Annotated in this window: 28 protein-coding genes; 18 read left to right on the top strand and 10 right to left on the bottom strand. The window is 49.4% G+C overall.

Features of this window, described 5'->3' with window-relative positions:
* The first annotated feature begins 91 nt into the window (after positions 1–91).
* Together FGB90_RS15550 and FGB90_RS15545 are read left to right on the top strand one after the other, a co-directional pair.
* Positions 92–1,411: an MATE family efflux transporter gene (locus FGB90_RS15550; protein ID WP_138811936.1), complete on the top strand. Its 1,320-nt coding sequence runs from the start codon at positions 92–94 to the stop codon at positions 1,409–1,411.
* Between the two features lie 71 nt (positions 1,412–1,482).
* Positions 1,483–2,313: a YfkD famly protein gene (locus FGB90_RS15545; RefSeq protein ID WP_138811780.1), complete on the top strand. Its 831-nt coding sequence runs from the start codon at positions 1,483–1,485 to the stop codon at positions 2,311–2,313.
* Between the two features lie 767 nt (positions 2,314–3,080).
* Here FGB90_RS15545 and yfkAB read toward each other — a convergent pair.
* Complete coding sequence (gene yfkAB, locus FGB90_RS15540) at positions 3,081–4,220, bottom strand: radical SAM/CxCxxxxC motif protein YfkAB (protein WP_138811779.1); 1,140 nt, start codon at positions 4,218–4,220, stop codon at positions 3,081–3,083.
* 155 nt (positions 4,221–4,375) lie between these two features.
* Here yfkAB and FGB90_RS15535 point away from each other — a divergent pair, with 155 nt between their 5' ends.
* The 4 genes from FGB90_RS15535 to pdaA all read left to right on the top strand — a co-directional run bounded on the left by FGB90_RS15535 (position 4,376) and on the right by pdaA (position 8,013).
* Positions 4,376–4,573, top strand: coding sequence for an SE1561 family protein (locus FGB90_RS15535; RefSeq protein ID WP_138811778.1), 198 nt, complete (start codon positions 4,376–4,378; stop codon positions 4,571–4,573).
* Positions 4,570–5,208: a histidine phosphatase family protein gene (locus FGB90_RS15530; RefSeq protein WP_138811777.1), complete on the top strand. Its 639-nt coding sequence runs from the start codon at positions 4,570–4,572 to the stop codon at positions 5,206–5,208. The genes FGB90_RS15535 and FGB90_RS15530 overlap by 4 nt, the downstream gene beginning before the upstream one ends.
* Before the next feature lie 232 nt (positions 5,209–5,440).
* On the top strand, positions 5,441–7,009 hold the full coding sequence (locus FGB90_RS15525; protein ID WP_281280064.1) for a fumarate hydratase: 1,569 nt from the start codon (positions 5,441–5,443) through the stop codon (positions 7,007–7,009).
* 194 nt (positions 7,010–7,203) lie between these two features.
* A complete protein-coding gene (gene pdaA, locus FGB90_RS15520) occupies positions 7,204–8,013 on the top strand; it encodes a delta-lactam-biosynthetic de-N-acetylase (protein ID WP_138811775.1) in 810 nt (269 codons plus the stop codon).
* A gap of 120 nt (positions 8,014–8,133) precedes the next feature.
* Here pdaA and FGB90_RS15515 read toward each other — a convergent pair whose 3' ends face one another.
* Entirely contained in the window at positions 8,134–8,499 is a 366-nt protein-coding gene (locus FGB90_RS15515) for a GAF domain-containing protein (RefSeq protein WP_138811774.1), read from the bottom strand.
* A 283-nt stretch (positions 8,500–8,782) separates the two neighbouring features.
* Between FGB90_RS15515 and FGB90_RS15510 the strand changes: the two genes are divergently transcribed.
* The 5 genes from FGB90_RS15510 to treR all read left to right on the top strand — a co-directional run bounded on the left by FGB90_RS15510 (position 8,783) and on the right by treR (position 14,649).
* On the top strand, positions 8,783–9,661 hold the full coding sequence (locus tag FGB90_RS15510; RefSeq protein ID WP_138811773.1) for a DNA-3-methyladenine glycosylase family protein: 879 nt from the start codon (positions 8,783–8,785) through the stop codon (positions 9,659–9,661).
* A gap of 18 nt (positions 9,662–9,679) precedes the next feature.
* The gene (gene rlmD / locus FGB90_RS15505; RefSeq protein ID WP_138811772.1) at positions 9,680–11,086 is read left to right on the top strand and encodes a 23S rRNA (uracil(1939)-C(5))-methyltransferase RlmD; all 1,407 of its coding nucleotides are present in this window, start codon (positions 9,680–9,682) and stop codon (positions 11,084–11,086) included.
* 145 nt (positions 11,087–11,231) lie between these two features.
* A complete protein-coding gene (locus FGB90_RS15500; RefSeq protein WP_171051869.1) occupies positions 11,232–11,981 on the top strand; it encodes a FixH family protein in 750 nt (249 codons plus the stop codon).
* A 207-nt stretch (positions 11,982–12,188) separates the two neighbouring features.
* Positions 12,189–13,871 (top strand): alpha,alpha-phosphotrehalase, encoded by a 1,683-nt coding sequence (gene treC / locus FGB90_RS15495; protein WP_138811770.1) that lies wholly within the window; start codon positions 12,189–12,191, stop codon positions 13,869–13,871.
* A 61-nt stretch (positions 13,872–13,932) separates the two neighbouring features.
* Positions 13,933–14,649, top strand: a complete 717-nt coding sequence (gene treR / locus FGB90_RS15490; RefSeq protein WP_138811769.1) for a trehalose operon repressor — start codon at positions 13,933–13,935, stop codon at positions 14,647–14,649.
* A gap of 116 nt (positions 14,650–14,765) precedes the next feature.
* Here treR and FGB90_RS15485 read toward each other — a convergent pair whose 3' ends face one another.
* The 5 genes from FGB90_RS15485 to FGB90_RS15465 all read right to left on the bottom strand — a co-directional run bounded on the left by FGB90_RS15485 (position 14,766) and on the right by FGB90_RS15465 (position 17,653).
* The gene (locus FGB90_RS15485) at positions 14,766–15,638 is read right to left on the bottom strand and encodes a hypothetical protein (protein ID WP_138811768.1); all 873 of its coding nucleotides are present in this window, start codon (positions 15,636–15,638) and stop codon (positions 14,766–14,768) included.
* An 89-nt stretch (positions 15,639–15,727) separates the two neighbouring features.
* Positions 15,728–15,925, bottom strand: a complete 198-nt coding sequence (locus tag FGB90_RS15480) for a PLDc N-terminal domain-containing protein (RefSeq protein ID WP_246056209.1) — start codon at positions 15,923–15,925, stop codon at positions 15,728–15,730.
* Positions 15,926–16,055: 130 nt separating this feature from the next.
* Positions 16,056–16,229 carry a YfhD family protein gene (locus FGB90_RS15475; protein WP_138811767.1) on the bottom strand — a complete coding sequence of 58 codons (174 nt, stop codon included), beginning with the start codon at positions 16,227–16,229 and terminating at the stop codon, positions 16,056–16,058.
* 19 nt (positions 16,230–16,248) lie between these two features.
* On the bottom strand, positions 16,249–16,374 hold the full coding sequence (locus tag FGB90_RS15470) for a YfhE family protein (RefSeq protein ID WP_138811766.1): 126 nt from the start codon (positions 16,372–16,374) through the stop codon (positions 16,249–16,251).
* Positions 16,375–16,747: 373 nt separating this feature from the next.
* Positions 16,748–17,653 (bottom strand): TIGR01777 family oxidoreductase, encoded by a 906-nt coding sequence (locus FGB90_RS15465; protein WP_138811765.1) that lies wholly within the window; start codon positions 17,651–17,653, stop codon positions 16,748–16,750.
* 123 nt (positions 17,654–17,776) lie between these two features.
* On the opposite strand from FGB90_RS15465, the gene recX reads away from it, so the two are divergent.
* The 3 genes from recX (at position 17,777) to FGB90_RS15450 (ending at position 20,988) form a co-directional block, all read left to right on the top strand.
* A complete protein-coding gene (recX, locus tag FGB90_RS15460; RefSeq protein WP_138811764.1) occupies positions 17,777–18,604 on the top strand; it encodes a recombination regulator RecX in 828 nt (275 codons plus the stop codon).
* 210 nt (positions 18,605–18,814) lie between these two features.
* Positions 18,815–20,488: an L-lactate permease gene (locus tag FGB90_RS15455; protein ID WP_138811763.1), complete on the top strand. Its 1,674-nt coding sequence runs from the start codon at positions 18,815–18,817 to the stop codon at positions 20,486–20,488.
* Between the two features lie 185 nt (positions 20,489–20,673).
* On the top strand, positions 20,674–20,988 hold the full coding sequence (locus FGB90_RS15450; protein WP_138811762.1) for a YfhH family protein: 315 nt from the start codon (positions 20,674–20,676) through the stop codon (positions 20,986–20,988).
* Between the two features lie 77 nt (positions 20,989–21,065).
* Here the strand turns inward: FGB90_RS15450 and FGB90_RS15445 are convergent, their stop codons facing one another.
* A complete protein-coding gene (locus FGB90_RS15445) occupies positions 21,066–21,227 on the bottom strand; it encodes a YpzG family protein (protein WP_138811761.1) in 162 nt (53 codons plus the stop codon).
* Positions 21,228–21,254: 27 nt separating this feature from the next.
* Entirely contained in the window at positions 21,255–21,398 is a 144-nt protein-coding gene (sspK, locus tag FGB90_RS15440; RefSeq protein ID WP_138811760.1) for a small acid-soluble spore protein K, read from the bottom strand.
* Positions 21,399–21,494: 96 nt separating this feature from the next.
* Here sspK and FGB90_RS15435 point away from each other — a divergent pair, with 96 nt between their 5' ends.
* Positions 21,495–21,776 carry a YfhJ family protein gene (locus FGB90_RS15435; protein WP_138811759.1) on the top strand — a complete coding sequence of 94 codons (282 nt, stop codon included), beginning with the start codon at positions 21,495–21,497 and terminating at the stop codon, positions 21,774–21,776.
* 110 nt (positions 21,777–21,886) lie between these two features.
* On the opposite strand, the gene FGB90_RS15430 is transcribed toward FGB90_RS15435, so the two are convergent.
* Entirely contained in the window at positions 21,887–22,867 is a 981-nt protein-coding gene (locus FGB90_RS15430; RefSeq protein WP_138811758.1) for a metal-dependent hydrolase, read from the bottom strand.
* 159 nt (positions 22,868–23,026) lie between these two features.
* Here FGB90_RS15430 and FGB90_RS15425 point away from each other — a divergent pair, with 159 nt between their 5' ends.
* Genes FGB90_RS15425 through FGB90_RS15415 form a run of 3 tightly spaced genes read left to right on the top strand, consistent with a single transcriptional unit; the run spans position 23,027 to position 25,248 of the window.
* A complete protein-coding gene (locus FGB90_RS15425) occupies positions 23,027–23,344 on the top strand; it encodes a hypothetical protein (protein WP_246056208.1) in 318 nt (105 codons plus the stop codon).
* 48 nt (positions 23,345–23,392) lie between these two features.
* Positions 23,393–24,490, top strand: coding sequence for an A/G-specific adenine glycosylase (gene mutY, locus FGB90_RS15420; protein ID WP_138811756.1), 1,098 nt, complete (start codon positions 23,393–23,395; stop codon positions 24,488–24,490).
* Positions 24,487–25,248 (top strand): SDR family NAD(P)-dependent oxidoreductase, encoded by a 762-nt coding sequence (locus FGB90_RS15415; protein WP_138811755.1) that lies wholly within the window; start codon positions 24,487–24,489, stop codon positions 25,246–25,248. The genes mutY and FGB90_RS15415 overlap by 4 nt, the downstream gene beginning before the upstream one ends.
* Positions 25,249–25,549 lie beyond the last annotated feature (301 nt).

Below are 25,549 nucleotides of genomic sequence, written 5' to 3'. Positions count from 1 at the left end.
TGCCGTCTTCCTTTTCAGCTCAGGAAGGCAGTGAGGGGGGGAGACTGTGCACGGTAAAACAACCCAGTATGATTTCACCGAAGGCAGCATCATGAAAAAGATGATTCTGTTTTCCTCACCGATATTTTTAACGAATATGCTTCAGTCGTCCTATCAGATTATCGACAGTCTGTGGGTCGGTAACCTTCTTGGAGCCAATGCTCTTGGGGCTATTGCGATCTCGGGAACTGTTGTTTTTACGATTCTTTCATTTATCATCGGGCTCAACACGGCGGCGCTTACGGTTTTATCCCAGCAGAAAGGAGCCGATGATCCGGAAGGGCTGAAGGATTCCCTTAATGCTTTTGTTGTGGTGCTCGGGTCGCTCACGATCGCCCTGGGTCTGACGGGCTTTTTCCTGTCCGGCACCATTCTCAGGTGGATGGGGACTCCGGGGGATATCCTGCCCCTTGCCACCACGTATCTTCAGATCAATTTTATCGGAATTGTGTTTCTGTTCGGGTATAACTTCATCGGCACGGTACTCAGGGCGCTGGGGGACAGCAAAACACCGGTTCGTTTCGTACTTGTTGCCGTCATCCTGAACACGGTGCTCACCCCGGTGTTTATCCACTTCCTCGGACTCGGGATTGCAGGTGCAGCCTATTCAACGATTCTGTCACAGGGAACCGCGTTCTTTTACGGTCTTCTGTTCTCAATCTGGAAGGCAGGCGTGCCTTTTTCACGTCCACGATTCCCGGAAATGAAATTTCTGAAGATGATCTTTAAACTGGGGCTTCCATCGGGGATGTCTATGATGGTGATTTCGGGTGGTGTACTTGCGATCATGACTGTTGTCACCAGGTTTGGGGAAGATGTCGTGGCAGGGTTCGGAGCGGCCCAGCGTCTGGATATGCTCATTATGCTTCCGGCATTTACGCTGGGAGCCGCCGTGAACAGCATGGCCGGTCAGAATATAGGCGCGAGGCTCTGGGAACGGGTGTCCGATATAACGAAAAGCGGGATGGTCCTCATCGTTATTGTATCCACGTCGATCGGGGCTCTCGTTTTCCTGAACGCCGAATTTCTCGTGAGCCTGTTTGTAGACGATCCGGACACAATTGCGTTCGGTTCCTATTATGTAAAAACGATTGCCTTTTTCTACCCGTTTCTCGGCATCAACTTTGTCCTGAACGGCATTGTTCGCGCTGCAGGCGCCATGTTTCAGGTGTTTGTGCTCAACACGATTTCGTTCTGGATTCTGCGCTATCCGCTGACGTTCTATTTTGCATCCCAGTACGGGGAAAACGGGATCCCGATCGGTATGGCCGCAAGCTTTGTCATCAGCAGCCTTATTGCTGTGGGCTACTACAGGTTCGGGCGCTGGCACGAGATCAAAATCCTCGAGGAAGAGGAAAAAGCCAATCAGTAACAGACATTTATGGATAATTTTATTTTTCCTTTGAAAAACTACAGTTACGCACCATTTCAAAGGAGGACACCATGAAACGACTGATTATCCTTTCACTTGCGATTCTGATTGGTTTACTGAGTTTTACTTCCTACGCTTTTGCCGAAGGAGACGAAGACGGAGGCGCTGAAAAGCCTGATGAAAAGCAGGAGCAGAAACTGATTCCTGATTCAGCCATGAGTATTTCAAAGGAAAATACCTACCCGAATCCGACACAGGATCTCCCGCGTCTTCACCCAAGTGACCTGGCATCGGAGCTGCTTGATACAACGGACATTGAGATTGCAAACCCCGACCTTATTAAAATGTTTAACGAATCGACGATCAAGGGCTCTAAGCTGGCCCTCGGAATGAATGTATCCATCTACCTCGGCCAGTGGCCGCTTGCCTACGACAGTGATGAGACGACCGTGAACTGGGAGTTTGAAAAAGTAAATACCAATTATGCGGATAACCGCGGCGGGACCGCAGTTAAGTCCATGTCGTTCGTGCAGGAACAGCAGAAAAAGATTAAAGGCGGTCTCACAGCAGACATTGCCAATGCGGATATGGTCCAGAAAATGATGATGCTCGAGGCGGCTGAAAAGACCAGGCTGCCGCTCAGCTTTCAGACTGTGATCGGATACGGCACGAAAGCGGAGCGAACGTATAATGTTCCGACTAAAAACGTCGGCTACCTGCATGCCTATGTTCCTGCGGTTAACGAAAAAGGGAAAGTCACTTACGGTGAAGTTTATCTTCGCATGAAAGGTGACGAGCGCTGGCTCGAAGTGAAAAACGTGACCCAGCAGGGAATCGGCGCCTGGATTCCGATCCAGGACTACCTTGATTTCAAATTCATTACGTCGCCACAGCCTAAATAAACCAAAAAGAACTGTCAGGCCTTTTGTTACGAGGCTTTGACAGTTCTTTTTTTGGGATGGAATCAATTGAAGCCCGTAAAACGCCCATCAAAAGCACGAGAAGTAATACGATAAAGCCGGAATCGAATTAAAACGCCAGTCAGAAGCACGGAAAATAATACGATAAACCCGGAATCGAATTAAAACGCCCATCAGAAGCACGGGAAATAATACGATAAAGCCGGAATCGAATTAAAACGCCCGGTAAAAGCAGGGAAGTAATACGATAAAGCCGGAATCGAATTAAAACGCCCGGTAAAAGCAGGGAAGTAATACGATAAAGCCGGAATCGAATTAAAACGCCCGTTAAAAGCACGGGAAGTAATACGATAAAGCCGGAATCGAATTAAAACGCCCGTTAAAAGCACGGGAAGTAATACGATAAAGCCGGAATCGAATTAAAACGCCCGTTAAAAGCACGGGAAGTAATACGATAAAGCCGGAATCGAATTAAAACGCCCGTTAAAAGCACGGGAAGTAATACGATAAAGCCGGAATCGAATTAAAACGCCCGTTAAAAGCACGGGAAGTAATACGATAAAGCCGGAATCGAATTAAAACGCCCGTTAAAAGCACGTGAAGTAATACGATAAAGCCCGAATCGAATTAAAACGCCCATCAGAAGCACGGGAAGTAATACGATAAAGCCCGAATCGAATTAAAACGCCCGTCAGAAGCAAAGAAGTAATACGATAAAGCCGGAGTAAACATTATAACCCCATGCCCGCCTACAGCTTCCCTGCCTCAGCGCCTGCCTTCGAAATCCGGGTTTCACGCGCCGTAAAATCCACGTCCCGGTAATAGGCATCCTTTACGAGGATGTTCGGTCCGAGACACTCGACTGCCGGACAGTGACAGTCGACGGTTTTGGAAAGGTCACTTTCACGCCATGTACCGTAGGCTTCCTCCAGAGTAGTGTCTTTAATATTTCCGAGAGCAGGGGCATCAGCAAAATCCGTTACGTTAATCGTCCCGTCAAAAATGTTCATGTTCACACGAGACCTGCCGTCCGGATCATTTCTCACCGTCACGCCGTCCGCTGCATAGAGCCTTTCGAGAAGCCTGAGATCCTCAGCCTCATCGCTGCAAGGATAATAAGGCAGTGTGCCGAACAGCATCCAGACGTCGTCCCGCTTGTGGTCGAGCAGACGGTGAATGCCGGTACGGATGTCTTTAAGAGATGCCACTTCCAGTGCACTCCCGAAATCGCTGGGGTACATTGGGTGCACCTCATGTCTCTGACACCCCATCTCGGCAATCTGGTCGTGAATGCTTTCAAGGTGGGGAAGGGTACGCTTGTTCAGCATCGTCTCCGCTGATACCATCACACCCTGTGCGGTCAGAGCCCGGCTGTTCTCAACCATCCGGTGAAAGTACTTTTCACGCTGCTCTTCAGGGGGCTTCCGGTCCATTACTGCGAAGCCGATGTCCTTGAAGTCCTCCACACTGCCGTAGTTATGTGAAATGTGGAGCACATCAAGGTAAGGAACGATCAGATCGTATCGCTTAAGCGGCAGGGTAAGGTTTGAGTTGATCTGGGTGCGGGCACCGCGCCCGTGGGCGTATTTTAGCAGCGGGACGACGTATTCCCTTACTGAGGTCATATTCAGCATCGGCTCACCGCCGGTAATACTCAGGGCTTTAAGATCCTTTACTTCATCCAGACGGCGGATCAGAAGGTCCAGGGGGAGAGGATCAGGATCCTTCGACTGCAGAGTATAGCCGACAGCACAATGCTCGCAGCGCATGTTGCACAGCGTTGTTGTCGTCAGCTCCACGTTTGTCAGTCGGGGCTCTCCGAACTGCTTTATGTCTTCATACGCTTCCCATGGATCATAGGAAGTGGTGATTGGTTTAAATGTATACATTCTATTACGCTCCTTCAGAATACATCATACATGGCAGGCACGTACCTGTCACCACCCGAGGTTTGTCGAAATACGGTTGAGAACCTTTCGCAGCCTCTGGTACAATAAAAAAGATTAAATCTGACTGGCTGATACGAAAGGAGACCCACTACTTTATGGGCGGACCTGTATACGATAAACAAGAACAGATGAAATACCTTCACCAGCGCATTGAGCTGCTGATGACAATGCTTGATAACATTGATCCTGAAAAAGTCGGTGTGGAAGATATTGACCGGATCATCGAAATGCTTGACGACCTTGAGAACAAGGCAAAGCAGTACCGGCAGGACTGGGACGAAACCGAAGCATGATTGTATATCTGATCCGGCACGGACAGTCCGAGGCAAATGAAAAAGGCATCATCCAGGGCCACGCGGAATTCCCCCTGTCAAAGCTCGGGGAAATGCAGGCAGATTTCGCAGGGGAAGCGTTAAAGGATACACATCTGGACGCCATTTTCACAAGTGACCTCGGCCGGGCAAGGAAAACGGCTGAAGCGATTGCTGCAAGGCATCCCCTTGAGGCAGTATCATGGGAGCAGATCCGTGAAGTGGGTCTTGGCCCTCTTGAAGGAAAAACGCGTAATGAAATGACTGTGGCCTTTCCGGATCTGAAAATCGATTCGCTTCTCACCTCGGGAATCGAAGGAGCGGAAACAGTGGAGAACATCACAAAGCGCTGTGCCAAAGTGACAGAACAGCTTACAGCGGCTTACAGCGGTAAAAAAGTGGCCCTCGTTTCCCACGGCGGCTTTATTTCCATTTATCTCATGTACCTCATTGCAGGTGAAAACTGGGGTGAACTGAACCGGCCGTTTATGATCGGCAACACCGGAATTACTAAGGTGGAGTGGCGCCAGAACGGCCAGGTTAAATTCCATTACGTCAATCAGACCGCTCATCTGGAGCGGGAAAAAGACCTGAAATCCAGTACAGTTCTTTATTAAATGGCTCTGTTAAATCTTAATGTTGATATTTAATAGTTGATTGGAGCGCAGTGAGCGAAAATCAACAACGAACTTTAACAGAGCCTATTAAATACCATACTGATGACCGTAATGAAAGCACCGCAGCGCTGCGGTGCTTTTTTGTCGTGCAAAAAGCTTCAGGATCCTGACGCGTCCTGCCGTGAATTCGCCCTTTTTCGTGAAAGGGGTTTCATAGTATAATAGCAGATGTATGACAACGAGAAACGGGGAGTGTTGGACAGTGAGTGATTTTCAGAAAAGCATGTATGAGCTGATTGTGGAAACATCGACGAACCTGCCTCATGATGTGAGACGGGCTGTTGACCGTGCGAAAAAGAAAGAGAACGCCGGTACCACAGCGGCACTTTCACTTGCAACAATTACAAAAAACATCGGAATGGCAGACGAGCATGTGCTGCCGATCTGTCAGGATACAGGGATGCTGACGTTTGAGATTAAGGTTCCGGTTGGCGCGAACCAGATCGAAATGAAGCGGGATATTCACGAAGCAGTTAAACAGGCAACTAAGGACGGAAAGCTTCGCCCGAACTCTGTGGATTCTCTTACAGGAGAAAACAGCGGGGACAACATCGGTGAAGGAACACCGATCATCCACTTCGAGCAGTGGGAAAAGGACGAAATTGACGCACGCCTTATCATGAAAGGCGGCGGCTGTGAAAACAAAAACATCCAGTACAGCCTTCCGGCGGAAATTGAAGGCCTCGGACGTGCGGGCCGTGACCTTGACGGAATCCGCAAGTGTATTCTCCACTCTGTGTACCAGGCGCAGGGGCAGGGATGCAGCGCAGGCTTTATCGGTGTCGGTATCGGCGGTGACCGGATCTCCAGCTACGCCCTTGCAAAAGAGCAGCTGTTCCGGGAAACAGACGATGTAAACCCTAATGAAAAACTTGCTGATCTTGAAGATTACATTCTTGAAAAAGCGAACACGCTCGGTATCGGTACGATGGGCTTTGGGGGAGAGGCTACCCTTCTCGGCTGTAAAGTCGGCGCGGCGAACCGTCTGCCGGCAAGCTTTTTCGTATCTGTTGCCTATAACTGCTGGGCGTTCCGCCGTCTCGGTGTGAAGGTTGACCCGCAGACCGGCGCTATTAACGAGTGGCTGTATAAAAACGGGGAAAAAGTGACTTTCCCTGAAGATGAAGTGGCAGCCACAGCTGAAGAAGACATGGAACAGGCCCGGGAAGTTGTACTTGAGGCACCGATCACAGAAGAGCAGATCCGCGAACTCCGTGTCGGTGACGTGGTCGTGATCAATGGCATGATGCATACAGGCCGTGATGCGATACATCATCATCTTATGGAAAACGAGGCGCCGATCGATCTGAACGGCCAGGTGATCTACCATTGCGGCCCGGTCATGCTCAAGGACGATGAAGGCCAGTGGCACGTAAAAGCGGCAGGCCCGACAACGAGTATCCGTGAAGAACCCTACCAGGGCGACATAATGAAAAAGTTCGGCATCCGCGCCGTCATCGGAAAAGGCGGTATGGGACCAAAAACGCTGAAGGCACTCGAAGAGCACGGCGGTGTGTATCTGAACGCCATCGGCGGAGCAGCCCAGTACTATGCTGACTGCATTAAAGGCGTTGAGGGTGTGGATCTGATGGAATTCGGCATTCCTGAAGCGATGTGGCACCTCCGCGTTGAAGGCTTCCGGGCGATTGTGACGATGGATGCCCACGGGAACAGTCTCCATAAGGATGTGGAACTGAGCTCTCTTGAGCGGCTTGCAAAACATAAGGAAAAAGTATATTAAACAGCCATTAAAGCGGTCACCTGTAAAGGGGCCGCTTTTTTTGTAACCTGCCTCAAATTTTCCGATTCGCCGTGGAGCATTACTGAGCTGAGGTCCCGGCTGCAGAGCGGCAGCGCATGTTCTGTAACGCATGAATCACAGCCGCCAAGCTCATACTACATACAAACAATCAACGAAGAAAGGGGCCGGTTCAGATGAAAAGAAACAGCTGGTATGCAGCTGCGGCGGTCATACTGATGGTGCTTCTGCTTATGACAGATACAGCCTCTGCTTTCAGCACGCAGGTATACAACTGGAATTTTAAGCCGAAGGAGAACAATGAACCGCCATCGACTGAGCCTCACTACGAAGAACTGCTGGAGAAGTACGGCGGCTTCTATATCGGGGATACGTCGAAAAAGGAGATCTATCTTACCTTCGATAACGGTTATGAAAACGGGTATACGGCGAAGGTGCTCGACGTGCTGAAGGAAAAAGAAGTACCTGCTGCATTTTTTGTAACTGGTCACTATCTGGATACAGAGAGAGATCTGATCAAACGGATGGTCGAGGAAGGTCACATTATAGGGAATCATTCCTACCATCACCCAAGCCTTCCGGAAGTGGGTGATGCGAGACTGGAACGGGAGCTTGAGAACCTGAAAGACCTGTATACCGAAGTGACGGGCGACAGCCGGATGCAGTATCTGCGGCCTCCCCGGGGTACCTTCAGTGAAAAGAGCCTTGCGCTCTCACAGCAGCTCGGATACACAAATGTGTTCTGGTCGTTTGCCTATGTGGACTGGGAGGTGAACCGGCAGAAAGGATGGAAGTACGCCTATGATTCCATCATGCGCCGCATTCACCCGGGAGCCATCATGCTCCTCCACTCCGTGTCGAGCGACAATGCAGAAGCACTGCCGAAAGTAATTGACGACCTCCGCGACCAGGGCTACGAGTTTAAAAGCCTCGACCATATAGAGGCGGAAAACAGCGTGACCCCTTTTCGGGAAGGGGACGACTAGGAGTTGGGGGCTGAAGACCCTGCCGGCGGAAAGCGTCCCCATGCAGTGGAATAACAGCATGCGAAACACAAAACCGGCAGCCATCCGAAAAGGTTAGCTGCCGGTTTTTTTACCCGTTTTTCAGTTGGAGAAACTGATTTCAGCAAGGCCTGCTGCAATTTCCTCAAGGGTGGAAACATCAGTCACGTCGAAGCAGATCGCTTCGCGACTTTTAACAACAAGCACGCCGAGTATGTTTTTCTCTGCGTCTTCAAGTGGAAACTTCAGCTCGGCGTTGGATTCCCAGCTGAGATCCGTCTCTTCATCGGAAGCAGCCATAAGGCGGGCTTCATCAACGTTTTCCACGAAGTAAATGCCTGCCCAGTCAATGTAGGAAACATGCTCATGCAGGCTGTCTACTGTTTTTTGAAGGATGTCGGACAGACTTTTTCTCTGATAGATGTCTGCCATAATTTTCAAGGATGCTACGTCTGTTGCAATTGACACAAAAAACCTCTCCCTTTTATAATGGCCCTGTTTTGCCCCGATCCAGACGGTTTATAATGGAGAACGGGCTTTCACCTGTTCTGGTCCCTATATGGTTCATGCTTATCCATAAAGCGTTCTGGAGCCTGCGGAAAAGCGGCTCTTCTTTTTATTTCCGTCCTGGAACAGTGCCGTGATTTTCTCTCCATACGAGTGTAACAAACATGAGGCCTGATGCGGGGTGGCAAGTTAAGGAAGCCGGGATATGTTATGATGTGGGAAGCGCAGGAAAGGCGGGATTTCGGTGGAAAGAAAGATAAAGCTGGATGGACCTTACAATTTTGACCAGGCTCTCAGACGTCTGGCCCCGGACCCGTGGGCAGAGCCGGAAATGGACAGGCGGTCGCTCAGACTGGGCATTCTATTTAACGGGAGACCTGCAGTGGTAACGGTCACGGCAGCAGGGACAACCGACCGGCCGGAATTCCTGCTCTCGGCCGAAGTCGAGCAGCACGAAGAAGGAAGACTGCTGGAGCAGGTGACCGGTATTATGCAGTTTGATGCTCCACTGGCGAGGATCGCAGAGCACCTTTCCTTAAACGGCCTGGAAGAGACCGTGAGGGAAAATTACGGTGTTCCTTTTATCCGTGACGCACAGCTTTTTGGGAGTCTGATCAAAACGATCATTCACCAGCAGCTGAATATGGCTTTTGCCGCAACTCTCACGAACCGTTTTGTAGAGGCATTTGGTACGGAACAGGACGGGCTGTGGTTTTTTCCGTCACCGGAGTCGGTGAGCCGCATTGGTGTAGATGAACTCAGATCAATGCAGTTCAGCACGAGAAAGGCGGAATATATCATTGACACAGCGAAATGGATTGCAGGCGGAGGGGCGGATCCCGAAACTTTCCATCTGCTTACAGACAGTGAAATCGAAGGGCTTCTTACAAAGAGGAGAGGCATCGGGCGATGGACTGCCGAAAACTTCATGATGTTCGGGCTCGGCCGCCAGGACCTGTTTCCTGTTGGTGACATCGGAGTCCAGAACGCACTGAAAAAAGAACACGGCCTCGGGGAAAAGCCGGGCATCTCATATATGGAAGAAACATCTGCCAGGTGGGCACCTTACAGAAGCTACGCGACACTTTACTTGTGGAACAGTCTCGGTAACGGTCCATCTTAAACGGAGGAGAACAGACGAATGAAGAAACAGCATAGTAAAGATAAACCTTCACAGGTGACAATGACAAAAGGACAACGATTTCCCCTCACCATCAAACGGATGGGGATCGACGGAGAAGGTGTCGGCTATTATAAGAGGCAGGTTGTCTTTGTAAGGGGGGCACTGCCGGGCGAGGAGATTGTGTGTGAGGTCACTAAGGTGCACAGAAAGTTTGCCGAAGGACGTGTGCGGAAAATCCGGAAAGCCTCGCCGGACCGCGTTGAGGCTCCGTGCCCGTATTATGATCACTGCGGCGGATGTCAGCTCCAGCATTTTTCCTATGAAGGGCAGCTGCGTGAAAAACGCGATGTGGTGCGCCAGGCATTTGAACGTTATACAAAGGTCAGCTTCGGCCGGGTTGAACTTAAACAGACTGTTGGCATGAAGGATCCGTGGCGATACAGAAACAAGAGTCAGATGCAGGCAGGTAATGACGACGGCAAGTTGATAGTCGGTCTGTATCAGACGGACAGCCACAGACTCATTGATATTCCCGAATGTATTGTGCAGCATCCGAAAACCGATGAAGTGACACGGACGGTAAAAGAGATTCTCGAACAGCTTAATATCCCGGCATACAATGAGAAAAAGCGCCAGGGAGTTGTGCGGACCATCGTGACCCGTGCAGGGTTTGAAACAGGCGAGGTGCAGCTTGTCCTGGTAACTGCTACTAAGGATCTTCCAAAAGAAGAACTGATTCTCGAGCGTGTAAAGGAGCGGCTTCCTTTTGTTGAATCGGTGGTGCACAATATCAACAGCAGAAAAACATCGCTCATTTTCGGGGACGAGACCCGGGTAATCGCAGGAAAGGAAAAAATCCGTGAAGAGCTTGGAGATCTGAGCTTCGACCTGTCTGCGAGGGCCTTTTTCCAGCTTAATCCGGTTCAGACAGAAAAGCTGTACAATATGGCGAAAGAAGCTGCCCGCCTTTCAGGCACGGAAAAAGTGGCCGATGCCTACTGCGGGGTCGGGACGATTGGACTCTGGCTCGCTGACGGAGCGGGGGAGATCAGGGGCATGGACGTGATTGAAGACTCAATCAGAGACGCCCGGAAAAATGCGGAACGCCTTGGGGTAAATGCGGTTTATGAAACAGGAAAAGCAGAGAAATGGCTGCCGCAGTGGGAAAAGGAAGGCTGGACACCCGATGTCCTCGTTGTCGATCCTCCGAGAAGCGGCCTCGATGATTCGCTTCTGGAAACGATCAGACGGGTTAAGCCAAAACGTATCGTATATGTTTCGTGTAATCCGTCCACACTTGCAAAAAATACTAATGTCCTTGTTAAAGGAGGCTACCGGCTGGAACAGCTTCAGCCTGTAGATATGTTTCCACAGACGGCACAGGTGGAAGTAGTTTCCTCGTTTGTCCTTAAGGAAGGGAAATAGTTCCTTCCGGATACTTCGCAGGCAGACAGCAGTATGTGTCGCACAGGGTAATCATGGGTAAACTTAGTAAAAAGAAATGCTTTCCGTTAGAGGCAGATGCAGGAAATCAGTGAAGGGAAGCATTTACGTATGGGGGAATTGTGAAATGCTCCAAAAAACAGTGCTTCCGGCGGTGATTCTGGCTGTTTCCATCCTGACAGGGGGATGTCTCAATCAGCAGGAAAATGCGGCTGAAGAGCATGAACCGCCTGTCACCATTCAGGTCCTTTTTGAACCCCGGCAGGAGGCTGGAAATGAAGTGCCGCTCCTCGTCAGGCTGACTCGGGGAGGCGAGCCCGTGGAACAGGCAGATGAAGTTACTTTTGAAGTCTGGCAGCACGGCAATAGTCCTTCAGCTGAAGTCCTTGAAGCTGAACCGGTAGGGGATGGCATGTATGAAAAAATGCACATCTTCGAAAATACCGGGTTCTTCTACGTTCAGTCCCGGGCAGAGGTTAACGGCAGAACCACGGCCACCATCTCGGAAATTGAGGTGGGGGCAATTACGATCAATCAGGGAGAAGACAGTGAAGCCAAGGATCTTCCACCTGAAATGTTCGTTTCTTTCGGAGTCCAGGATGAGCTTGGGGCAGCTGAACCGGCAGTACTTACAGTGCAGATTAACTGGGAAGACGAACCGTGGGAAGATGCTGATGTCAGCTTCAGGATTGAGGGAGATGAAGGTCACTCCGGCTCGGTTGATGCACAGGAAATGGAGCCCGGTGAGTACCAGGCTGAATATGCGTTTCCTGAACCAGGGGAGTACGAGGTGATTATAGATATGGAAAAAGAGGACGTCAGCGAAGAACTCCGTGACACTGTTGAAGTCGGCCAGGAAGGCCTGGAAACACAATAAGATCATTTACGAGGTTCCGGATTTTTAATCCGGGCCTTTTTTTCCGTGCGCATCCAACGGTGTATGCGGCCCGTTCAGCAGGTTGACCACCATGTATATACAAGTTATAATTCTACTCGAGACACATCCTCAAATCCGGGGAATGCGGTTTCAACCAGGGGTTTTTGGGGGAAGATTGAAAGAGACAAAATTCTGGAGGTTTATCCGATGCAGATGAATGAATGGTGGCGGAAAAGCGTCGTATATCAGATTTATCCGAAGAGTTTCAACGATACAATGGGAAATGGTGTCGGTGACATAGACGGGATTATTCAGAAGCTTGATTACTTAAAGGATCTGGGTGTGGACGTGATCTGGCTTACTCCAATCTACAAATCACCTCAGAAAGACAACGGTTACGATATCAGTGACTACTTCAGTATCCACGAAGAGTACGGGACGATGGAGGATTTCGACCGTCTTCTGAATGAAGCACACAAACGCGGTCTGAAAATTATTATGGACATCGTTGTGAACCACACGTCCACCGAGCATGAGTGGTTCCAGGAGTCTGCGTCCTCAAAGGAAAGTCCGAAGCGGAACTATTACATCTGGAAAGACCCGGTCGACGGCGCCGAACCGACCAACTGGCAGTCCAAGTTTGGCGGGAATGCGTGGCAGTACGACGAAGCCACCGGCCAGTACTATCTTCACCTGTTTGATGTGACCCAGGCGGATCTGAACTGGGAAAACGAAGAAGTCCGTGAGCGCGTGTATGACATGATGCGCTTCTGGTTCGATAAAGGTGTAGACGGCTTCCGTCTTGATGTTATCAACCTGATCTCAAAAGACCAGGACTTCCCGGACGATGACGGCTCTGTCCCGCCGGGGGATGGAAGGAAATTTTATACAGACGGTCCCCGTGTTCATGAGTTTATGCAGGAAATGAACCGCGAAGTATTTTCGAAGTACGACGTGCTCACTGTAGGTGAAATGAGCTCAACAACGATTGACAACTGTATAAAATATACCCGGCCGGACCGGAACGAACTGTCCATGACCTTTAACTTTCACCATCTGAAAGTGGACTATCCGAACGGGGAAAAGTGGACCGCAGCGCCGTTTGATTTTCTCCAGCTCAAAAATATTCTCTCCACCTGGCAGGAAGAAATGCATAAAGGCGGAGGGTGGAACGCACTGTTCTGGTGTAATCATGACCAGCCACGGGTAGTGAGCCGTTTCGGTGACGACACAGAGTACCATAACGAGTCTGCAAAAATGCTTGCCACTACGATTCACATGATGCAGGGTACCCCTTATATCTACCAGGGAGAAGAGTTCGGCATGACCGATCCGAAGTTTGATTCCATCGGGGAATACCGTGACGTGGAAACGCTCAACATTTACAAAATCAAGCGTGAACAAGGTGTGGCTGAAGACGAGCTTATGGAGAGCATCAAGCAGAAATCCCGGGACAATTCCCGAACTCCGGTACAGTGGGATGATACGGAAAATGCAGGTTTTACAAACGGCACACCGTGGATCAATGTTGCTTCAAACTATAAGACGATCAATGCTGAAGCTGCACTCGCCGACAGGAACTCGGTGTATTATCATTACCGTGAGCTCATTCGCCTTCGAAAAGAATATGACATCATCACACACGGAAACTATAAGCTGCTTCTTCCTGAAGATCAAAACGTCTTTGCCTACGTGCGGGAAACAGAGGATGAAAAACTTCTTGTAGTCAATAATTTCTACGGAACAGAAGCATCCTTTGAAAACCCAGTGGACGTCAGTGGTATGAAGGCGGGTATTCTTATTTCCAATTACAATGACTCACAGGACAGTCCGGATTCACTCACCCTTCGTCCCTACGAATCGGTCGTTTATCATTTTAAAAAAGCATGATAAACTGGTAAGGATTAACCCATATAATGTCAGGCCCTTATCTTCGTAAAGCGGTGATTGTATGCAGAATAAGTTTATCAGGATTTATAAGGATATTGCCGATCGGATCCAGCAGGGAGAATACCAGCCTCAGGCGAAGCTCCCTTCAGAACATGAACTGATGTCCTCCTATGACACTTCGAGGGAGACCATCCGTAAAGCCCTGAATCTGCTTTCACAGAACGGTTTTATCCAGAAAGTCCAGGGAAAAGGATCCATCGTTCTTGATGCAAGGAAGTTTGATTTTCCCATCTCCGGTCTCGTCAGTTTTAAGGAACTGGCCAAAAAGATCGGTGATAATCACCAGACCCACGTTGAAAAGCTCGATCTGATCGAGCCTGGTTCATTTATCCGGGATCAGCTTCAGATGAAGAGCAGCGGGAAAGTCTGGGAGGTTCACCGTGTCCGTGAAATTGACGGGGAGAAAGTAATACTGGACAAGGATTTCTTCAACGAAGCATTTATCGGTGAACTGACGGAGGAAATCTGCGCTCATTCTATTTACGAATACATTGAATCCACTCTCGGCATGACGATCAGCTTTGCCAAAAAGGAAATTACGGTGATCGAGCCGACTGCAGAAGACCGTGACTTTCTCGATCTGGACGGGTTCTCCAACATCGTGGTCGTTAAGAACTACGTTTACTTCGATGATGCAAGCCTGTTTCAGTATACGGAATCCCGGCACCGTCCGGATAAATTCCGGTTTGTGGACTTTGCAAGACGCACACATGGATAATCAGAAAGGATGCCCGGGCAATCAGCCCGGGCATCCTTTTTATCATAGATTATTGACTTAAATAGCGGCACTCCAGGCGGACGCTTTCCAATCCACAACTATTAGCTGCTGAAACATTAACCCGTTTTCTGGCTTTTAAGAGCAGCCGCAATGGAGAGTCTTGTTTTCCGGTCGGACACTGTGCTGGTGAGCCATGCTTTCGGTGACGTTTTTGCGTCCTGCTTAACCCGTTTAAACAGAACGGAAAGGACACTTTTCAATACGCTGGAATAGTGAATATGGTCAATCCTGCTGGCCATACTGAGGAGACTTTCAATGAGCTCCTTCTGGTCGAGAGGTACGGAAGCTGCCGTATTGAGAAGCAGTTGGCGTACGATCTTTACTTCATTGTATTCCAGGTAGTACTCACAGATTTCCGGCAGAAGATCAGGGTACTCGTGCATAATGAACCCGAGTTCCGGCACTGACTGGTCAAGCCTGTGTGCAGTCAGGTAGCTGAAAGACTTTTGGGCATTTGCCATGTGAAGAGCTTCCCGGAGGGCAAGCATGACGAGGGATTCATCATGCCGGCCTTCTGTTTTCTGCATCAGTATAAGCCTTGAAGGCCATTGGTGCTTAATATCTTCAAGATGCTCATCAATCAGATGTTTGAGAATGTTTTCGTTTTTCATTTTGGCATTGGGTTCGGTTTTCAGGGCATCTCTCAGGTCGTCCTGGGTCATGGGCCGTGATTTACGCCGTTCGGTCATTTCCTTGTAACGTTCGAGGGCGTTGGCGGAAGCCTGATTGTTTTTTCCTGTAAGATAGAACGAATCAAGAAAATTCCCTTCGCTTGAAAGGACGGCAAAGATCACGGGTGTCTCCTGTTCAAACAGGATTACGTGCGTTTTATTTTTTGCGATATGCTCCTCATAGCGGACTGTATAGCTGCGGGTGCGGCCATCCATATAAACTTTCTTTCCGAGGAAACTCTGAGGCAGACTTTTCATAGTTTCACCTTTCCTTTCGCGTACCGGCATATGCCGGGTGATATGTAGTCAAGGTGTTCCTGAACGCTGCGTCTCTTGTATTCACGGTGTTAATCGTTGCGGATAATCAGGTATATGATGAGACCTATAATCGGGAAAAACAGTGTACCAAGCAGAATGAGCAGTGAATATTCCTTACTTGCTCCCTTCCGCCGGGAATCGCGGTAGGCCCAGATGCTTGTAAAAATATTCAGCAGAAACAAACCAAGAATGATTAAAAGTGGTATAAGTACGAAAGTTGCATCCAACTTTAACCCTCCCTCTCTTTCCATCATACCTCTTTTGCCCAGTTATGACCAGAATGAGAATTGTGCGGGAAAGGGAAAAGGGTGAACATAATGAGAAACGTTTTTCATTTCCCGTTCACCCTCCCGGACTTTATTTTTGTTCAGGCTTTTCATTTCCGGCGGCACGCTCGTCTGCTGCCTGAGCACGCGCCATCGCTTTTTTGTCTTCTGCGTCAGCCAGTTCTTCGGAGTACTCCACAATCTCGTTGTCCTCTGTATTGTGTGTTTCCTGGCGTCCCTGCTGGCGTTTCGGTTCCTTAGGCATATGTATGTCCTCCTGACATTTATTTTGTATTTCGTCCCCTGGCTGCTGCCCGGTCTGCTGCTTTAAACTGGCCAAGAAATGCCACTTCCTGGGCTTTGTTCATCGTTCTGCGCTCTTCTTTCACCAGGCGTTTCCTGCTCTCCATCTGCTCACCTCCAGCTGTTTCTATTATTAGTATGTGGAAAAATAATCCGGAATATACGGGGGAATCTCTGGTCATGGGAGGAAGAAGGAGGAGAGGGGGTTCTGCTTGTACTGTCCGGAATGCACAGGCAAACAAAAAAGTGGCTGGGACAGAAGTATTTTTACAGACGAAAATCCGAACAGCCAATAAGCGGTGCAGGTAAATCGCTCCTGAAATATTCGCCGCTTTCCGCGGGAAGCGGCTGAGCCTCCGCGTGCTTCGCCCTGCGGGGTCTCACCTGCGCTTTTCCTCCCGCAGGAGTCGGCGAATATTTCATCCGCTTATCAGCTTTTTGTTCGGATTCTAATCTAAACACTTTCCACATGTCCCAGCCTCATTTAAGCAGGTTTTCCAGTGCCGGCTTTAGAGCCGGGTAATGAAAAGAATAGGCGGAATTCATCAGTTTTTCCGGAACAACTTTCTGACCTTCAAGTACGAGAACGCTCATATCACCGAGGGCTGCTTTCAGGGCGATGCTTGGAGCAGGGAGCCAGTAGGGACGGTTAATGACATCAGCCAGCTGTTTACCGAACTCGTTCATTTGAACCGGTTCGGGGGCCGTGACATTAACGGGGCCTGAAAGCTCCTTATTCTCAATGGCATATTGAAGTGCTCCAGTTACGTCCTGAATATGAACCCAGCTCATCCACTGTTTTCCTGTACCGACAGGTCCGCCGGCAAACAGCTTAAAGGGAATCAGCATCTGGGGCAGCGCCCCTTCATCGCGGTCGAGAACCATGCCAAAGCGCATGTAGGCTACCCGAAGGTCGGATTTTATTGCGTGGCTCGCTTCTTCCTCCCAGCGCCTGCAGACCTCGGCGAGGAAATCGTCCCCGCTTTCACTGTGGGATTCAGTAAAGGTTTCTGTAAACGAAGTTCCGTAATAACCGACAGCAGAGGCGTTTACCAGCGCTTCGGGCTTAGATTCCAGATTTTCGATCAGATTCATGACCGAGCGGGTAGCATCAATTCTGCTGTCCATAATTTTTTTCTTTTTTTCGTCAGTCCAGCGGCCGCTGTTCAGGTTTTCACCTGCAAGGTTGACAATCACATCAGCCCCGCTGATTTCCTTTTCCGGCTCAGTTCCGTCCTTAAGCCATTCCACATAGGTGACGCCATTTTTCTGCGGTTTATTGCCGCTGTTTCTTGTCAGAATGAATATTTCATGGCCCGAGGCAGTCAGCCTTTCGGTAAGAGCAGTTCCAATAAACCCCGAACCGCCGGCAATGGCAATTTTCATGTTCTCACTCCCGCTTCCATTCGATCATATTCTTATGCTTATCTTTCCTCATTCCTTTTTCAAAATCCTTCTAAACATGGCCCGGACCAACTGTGATACGATGATGAAAAGAGGTGAACGGCAATGGGAAAGGTATCAAAAATAAAACTCCATAAGAAGCGTAATGACCGCTATCATATTTATTTCCAGAAAGAGGGTAAGGATGAGTATGGATTTACTGTAAACGAGGATGTACTCGTCAAGCACGGTATCCAGAAAGGAGTCACTCTTACAAGTGACCAGATTGCCGCCATCTCGAAGGACGAGGAAAAAAGCAAGGCCTTTAGCCGTGCGCTCCATTTTCTTTCATTCAGGATGCGTACGGTCAAAGAGATCGATGATTATCTGCGGGAGCAGGAAATTGAAGACGATCAGGCTGAAGAGATTCTGGAGCGGCTGATAAACATGAATCTTCTTGACGATAAAGCTTTCGCCGAATCCTATGTCAGAACGAAAAAAAACACCCAGAAAAAAGGACCTCTGAAAATCAGGATGGAGCTGAGGGAAAAGGGGGTCGCCAATGTACATATTGACAGTGCGCTTGAGCAGTTTTCCCAGGAGGAGCAGTACGGAATGGCTTTTGAACTGGCAGAAAAGAAGCAGCGTTCCTACCGGAACCAGTCGATTCAGCAGATAAAACAGAAGCTTGTCCAGTTTCTCGTTCAGAAAGGATTTCCGTCAGGACTTGCTGCTGAAGTGGTCAAGGAACTGGATTTCAGCAGTGAGCAGGAAGAAGCGGAATTGGAGGCACTCGGGAAGCAGGGCGAAAAAGCAGCACGTAAGTACGACCGATATGAAGGCTGGGAGCAGGAGCGGCGGATTAGGCAGTACCTTTACGGACGGGGTTTTCCTTTCGAGAAAATTGACCGCTGGCTTGAAGAGTGGAAACAGGAACAGATGGGAGAAGACTAACGGAGGCTCTGAAGTGGGCCTCTTTTTTTATCAGAAGACAGGAACGGACTAAAGGTACGGCAGCGTAAGAGCCGGAAAGCCCTCCTGGGCAGTGAACACACAGTAAAGGAATGAAACATTCAGACATTTGTCAAAATTAATTTGTGAAATACTGAGCAATTAGGTGTATAATATACTTATAAAAAACGTTAGGAAAGAGGAGACCTGCATATGTTTACAGCGATTGCTGCACTTACCCCCGTTATCAGCGTAATGATTCTCCTGGTTGTACTTAAACTCCCTGCTGTAAAAGCCATGACAATCAGCCTTGGGGCGACTGCGGTCCTTGCTTTTCTGTACTGGCAGGTTCCTCTCGTTGTAATAACAGCTTCCTTTTTTGAGGGGGCTATGATCGGTCTCTCCATTTTGTACATTGTCTTTGGCGCTGTGCTCCTTCTTAATACACTGAGGCTAAGCGGAGCCATTGATACGATCCGTAACGGTTTTACAGGTATCAGTCCGGACCGGAGAGTACAGCTAATCATTATTGCATGGCTTTTTGGGGCGTTCCTTGAGGGAGCCGCTGGTTTTGGCACTCCCGCAGCCATTGTTGCCCCGCTTCTCATCGTACTCGGCTTCCCGCCTCTTGCTTCGGTAACCCTGGCACTGATTGCAGACAGTACCCCCGTTTCGTTCGGTGCTGTCGGCACCCCCGTAACAGTTGGTGTTGAACAGGGTCTCTATGAAGGAGGGAGTGTTGCTGCTGCTGTTCAGCCTTACGTAACTGAAGCTGGCGGCATGGATTCATTTATCCAGCAGATTGCCGTTCAGATCATGCAGATTGACCTTATAACCGGTACGCTGCTTCCCCTTATTCTTGTTATGATGATGACCCGTTTCTTTGGAGAAAACCGTTCATGGAAAGAAGGGCTTGCCATTTGGAAATTTGCCCTGTTTGCCGGAGCAGCCTTCACGGTGCCTGCCTTTTTGACTGCCTGGTTTCTCGGCCCGGAATTCCCTGCCATATTCGGAGGTATTACAGGGCTTCTGATTGTGGTGCCTGCAGCTAAAAAAGGATGGCTTCTGCCGGAGGAAACCTGGAATTTTGCCCCACGGAAGCAGTGGGACCCGGAATGGCTTGGGAAAGGTGTGAATGCCTCTGCAAAGCGGGAGAAGGAAGAGCGGCCATCGTTTCTTATGGCATGGGTGCCGTATATTCTTGTAGGATTACTGCTCGTTACGACCAGGCTGGACGCCCTTCCATTTAAGGGCTGGCTCCAGTCCATAACGGTAGAATGGAACAATATTTTAGGTACGGGGATAAGCGAGACGCTTGAGCCGTTCTATATCCCCGGTTTTGTGTTCATAATCGCAGCTGCGTCAGCTGTATTTCTTCATCGGCTTAAAAAGGAGGAATTCGCTCTTGCGGCGGGAATCTCGGCAAAAGCTCTAATCGGTACTGCCGTTACACTATTTACAGCAGTTCCGATGGTGCGTATATTCATTAATTCAGGTGTTAACGGGGCAGGTCTTGAAAGTATGCCGCTCGAACTTGCAGGATCAGCGTCTGCGGTGTTTGGGGGTGCCTGGCCTCTTGCAGCCCCTTTTGTCGGTGCTCTCGGTTCGTTTATTTCAGGAAGTGCCACATTCAGTAATATGATGTTTACGCTGTTTCAGTTCAGCGCAGCAGATCAGGCGGGCCTTGATCCTTCTCGTGTGACAGCCCTCCAGGTGATTGGTGCGAATGCCGGTAACATGATCTGTGTGCTTAACGTCGTGGCTGCAGCGGCGGTAGCGGGACTTGTCGGAAAAGAAGGAGCTGTTATCAGAAAAACAATTCTGCCGATGCTTTATTATACTGTCTTTGCGGGAATGACCGGTTTTCTTATGATATTGTTTTTCTGATTCCACATTACCGTACAGAAGACTGCAGAGCCCGGCGCTGCAGTCTTTTTCATGGATCCGGGGGTTTGTTATTCGTTCTGCTGAAACTATTTTCAATAACTTTATCGTGCGATAGTCTTTTCAATTGTACTGTCATTTTTTATAATGGATAATACCCACTTTAATAAAAGGACGATGACGCGAATATGGAACGAAGATACAGCCGGATGACCGAGCACGAATTGCGTACGGAAATTGCACAGTTAAAAGAAAAAGCCCAGAAAGCAGAGCAGATGGGGATTGTCAATGAGTATGCAGTTTATGAGCGCAAGATGGCCATGGCAAAAGCTTACCTGATGGATCCTGACGATTTTGAACCCGGGAATACGTACCGTTTTGCCGGTGAACCTGACCAGACGTTCACGATAAGTTACATGAACGGAGTTTTTGCATGGGGAAAGCGGCGTGACAGCAGGGAAGAAGAGGCTGTACCGATCTCGCTTCTGGAAAAAGAAGAGTAAATTGTATCCCGCTCCTGTCACAAAAAAAAGAGAAAGGCGCAGGGCCTTTCTCTTCAGGCTGGTTCATTCAGGCACAGTCAGCTTCGCTTTCTCGTCTGTACTTCAAGAATCTGATTGTGCAGACTCTGCTGTGACTCACCATTCACTTGATGAAAAGCATGCTTGGGATTGGCACGGGGATCTTCAAATGGATCGCTGTACTTCAGGCCAAACCTTTGTCTCCTTGTTCCTTTTCCCACTACGGGCACCTCCAGTGCTGATACAGATTAGTGCTGGTCCGAGGAATGCATACGGGCATTCGGGCTTGAGTTGATCTCACCGTTAGGACGTTTCGACTGATGCTGACTCTCTGCTCTTCGCTCTTTGGACAACCGCATGCGGTTCGGGAAACCTTTTGCTTTATTTCTCAAGGAATGAACCTCCTTTTTTGACGGGGCACGATTAGTTTGTGAAGACAGAAATCCATTCATCCTTTGGAAAAACTGTAAAAGGAGGATCTGGTTTAAATGAATGATTATTACGACCGTTTAACAAGCCGACTGCTTGAAAAAAATAATTATATGTCGTCAACGGAAGCACGTACCTGGGTGGAGCTGCTTTGGGAGGACTTCGAGTCCACTTATGCCAAAGCAGGCAGGATGTACCGGGGCAAGGAAGTAACAGAGATGGTTCTGCTTCAGTGGATCAACCAGTACGGAAACCGGCTTCATGAAATCATGCTTGAAAACCCGAAGTTCAGACAGCATTTTGAAGAACGTGGCACGACGAGCCGGCAGATGCTGCATTAAAAAAACAGACAGCACAATACAGAACAGGGGTGCCGCCCGGATTTCCGGGAGCACCCCTGTTTTATATGACCAGCTGCTCCGCTTTCCTGCCGTTAGAGGAGGAATTCGTATTAACCGGTGGCAACTGTCAGCTTTCGCTGAAGAGTATCGGTATTGTAAATCCAGCCGGTGTAGGAACCGGTGATTTCATGATCCTCATCGAGCTTCACAATGGCAATAAACGGGTAGTAGCCTTTACTCCTGTAGCGGAGATCCACGAATTTAACCATGTAACCTTCCTTTTCCCGGTGAATTTCCCAGCGGTAGGTGGGGGAAAAGGAAAGAAAGGAAGCAAGGTTCTTATCTTTCCTGGCAGCGTTAATGATCGGATGATCGGGGATCGGTTCAAAGGGATAGGTCTCGAAATAATTGACCTTTCCTTTCCTGACCTGGGCTACATAAAGTTTTTTAGCTGTCCGGACGACCACATGCCACTGACTCCAGCGGAATGTAGGAGATGTAAATATGTGCGTGGCGTCTGGATGATAGGACTTGAACATGCGCCGGACTTTACGCTGCTCCATGACCCGCCAGACATAGTAGACTGCGATTACACCGAACATGGTCAGGAAAGTCCATCCCGGGTCAAATCCATAGCGCCAGAACAGAATCGCCACGATGTGAGCTGAAAAAATAAATGGATCAAAAATGTTGATAATGCCAAGGGCCATCCATTTCTGTTTAAAGGGTGCAAATGCTTTCGTACCATACGCATTAAAAATATCCACGAACACGTGGAGGAAGACCGCCAGAAATGTCCAGAGCCAGAGAGTAATCAGGGAAATACCCGGAATCATCATCGCCAGCATAAGGGTAATTACGGTCGGCCAAATAAACCATGCAGGGATGGAATGGGTCACGCCCCGGTGGTGTCGGATATACGATGCGTTGTTTTTCAGTTTAAGGATTGTATCAGAGTCCGGGACCTGTGAGCCGATGATGGCACCTGCCATGACTGCCTGTACCATCGCCGGATTACCCGAAACGGAAGGATCAAGAGTCGCCAGGCCTCCGATTGCAATCCCCATAACGACGTGGGTTCCCGTGTCCATCAGTGTACCTCCTTGATGAATCGCTAAGTCATTACTGTTACACTTACTATATTGATACTTTCGTCTATTTGTCCGGATTTTACGTTGTTTTAACGAAATTCACATATTGCTTTCTATAGTCATACCCGAAAACACTCTATTTCAAAAGGAGAAATTCCAATGAAAAATTTACAGATTTTTCTTGAGTATAAAGTGAAAAGTGACCGGACAGACGAGTATGAAACGTTCATGGCTGACCTGCTTCCGGCACTGGCTGAATACGGCGCCGAGGAAACCGACTGGTATGAGGCTGCCGACCAGCCCGGACTTTACGTGGAGATGTTCCGTCTTCCTACGATGAGTCACTACCATGCCATGAAAAAGCTCCGCTGTACAGAGAGAGAGCACCCTTTATTTTCAAAACTGGAGGACTACGTGGAAGGCGGGCTCCGGAAGGTTCACTGCTGGGCATTTGTTCAGAAGGATGTGCAGGGATAAAAAGCCGGATGCGGCCGTCAAAATACATCATGAAAGGAACAGCATTTTATGAGCGATCAAGCATTACAGACTTTCAATGAGCAGCGGTTCTGCGATGACCTTACTGCATGGTACCGTGAAAACAAACGGGATCTGCCGTGGCGAAAAGAGAAGGATCCGTACAAAATCTGGGTCTCGGAAATAATGCTGCAGCAGACACGCGTGGATACAGTCATTCCTTATTTTGAACGTTTTATCAGTCTATTCCCAACCCCAGAAGCCCTTGCGGATGCTGAAGAAGAGACTGTGCTGAAAGCATGGGAAGGGCTCGGCTACTATTCGCGGGCGCGGAATCTGCAGGCAGCTGTCCGGGAAGTGAGCGGCACTTATGGCGGCAGGGTTCCGGATACGAAAAAAGAGGTGAGCAGCCTGAAAGGTGTCGGGCCTTATACAGCAGGGGCCATTCTCAGCATTGCCTACGATAAACCGGAGCCGGCTGTGGATGGGAACGTCATGCGGGTGCTGTCACGTAACCTGGCAATTTACGATGATATAAGCAAAGTGGGCACCCGCAAGCGCTTTGAAGGAATAGCAGAGTCGCTTGTTACCCGGACGGTACCGTCTGACTTTAACCAGGCACTTATGGAACTTGGTGCACTCATCTGCACTCCCCGCTCCCCGTCGTGCCTGATCTGTCCGGTACAGGAACACTGCCGGGCAAGGGAGGAAGGCGTGCAGGATCTGCTTCCGGTAAAAGCAAAGAAAAAACCGCCGGTGGCAAAAAGCATGAAGGCGGCTGTTATTGAAAACGGGAATGGTGACATTCTCATTGAGCGTCGCCCGGATACAGGCCTGCTGGCCAAGCTGTGGCAGTTTCCAAACTGCGAGGACCAATCGGAAGATCTGAGCGGAATAATTGAGTACCTTGCAGGGCTCGGTATCCCTGGTGTAACTGCTGAGGAATTTACATACGTTCAACACGTCCGGCACGTGTTTTCCCATATCGTCTGGGAGATTGATGTATATAAGGTTAAAATACCAGGCTCCCTGCCGCAGGATCGGGACGGGCTGCGCTGGGTAAAACGGGAGGACGTGGACTTTTTCCCATTTCCGGTCCCGCACCAGAAAATTATTGATTATACACTGAAAGGGGATATGAACGAATGAAACTGAACCTTGAAGGAAAAAAGGTGCTCGTTACAGGTGGATCAAAGGGGATCGGAAAAGCGATCGCCAGAGCGTTTCTTGAAGAAGGAGCAGAAGTGGGAATTGCTGCAAGTACAAAGGAGAGTCTCAGTCACGCCGCGGAGGAACTCGGCGGTAATACGGCTCAGTTTCAGGGGGATTTAACCAGTGAAGCCGACCGTGACCGCGTTTTCCGGGAGTTTACAGATCACTTTGGCCGCATCGATGTGCTCGTCAATAATGTTGGCGGCAGCAACGGGAGCTCTGTGATGGAGACAAGCCTTACAGAATTTCAGGAGGCAATGGACCTTAACTTTATGTCCGCTGTTCATTTCAGTCAGCTGGCCGGTGGGGCTATGAAAGAGAACGGGGGAGGTTCGATCGTCAATATCAGCTCCATCTTCGGCCGCGAATCAGGCGGGAAGCCTACATACAACAGTGCCAAGTCGGCGATGATCAGTTTTACAAAAGCATTTGCCGATGAAATGATCAAGGATGGCGTGAGGGTAAACGGTGTGGCTCCAGGTGCCATTCTGCACCCGACCGGGAATTGGCAGAAAAAACTCGAGGCTGACCCTGAAAAGATTGAAGCCTATGTGGAGGCTGAAATTCCGGCAGGGCGATTCGGAACCGTGGAGGAAGTCGCAGACGTGGCTGTTTTCCTGGCATCAGAACGAGCACGCTGGGTAAGCGGCGCCACACTGAACGTCGACGGCGGACAGTCACGGATGAATTTCTAAGCTGCTGGAGGCAAAGGACAGCGAGTGGTGCCGAGTCGTATCAAAACCCGCCGGAAGCGAAAGATAAGCGCCGAGTCGTATTAAACCCGCGGGAAACGAGGGAGACATGATGTGATTAGGGCGGAATCGTATTAAAACCTGCGGGAAAAGAGGGAATCATGATGTGATTAGGGCGGAATCGTATTAAAACCCGAGAGGAACGAGGGTGACATGATGCGATAAGCGCCGAATCGTATTAAAACCCGAGGGAAACGAGGGTGACATGATGCGATAAGCGCCGAATCGTATTAAAACCCGCGGG

It is taken from the genome of Alteribacter natronophilus (genome assembly GCF_006007885.1).
Taxonomy (GTDB): domain Bacteria; phylum Bacillota; class Bacilli; order Bacillales; family Salisediminibacteriaceae; genus Alteribacter; species Alteribacter natronophilus.
Note: the sequence above shows the minus strand (reverse complement) of the source record. Positions and strands in the feature narration are given on the sequence as shown.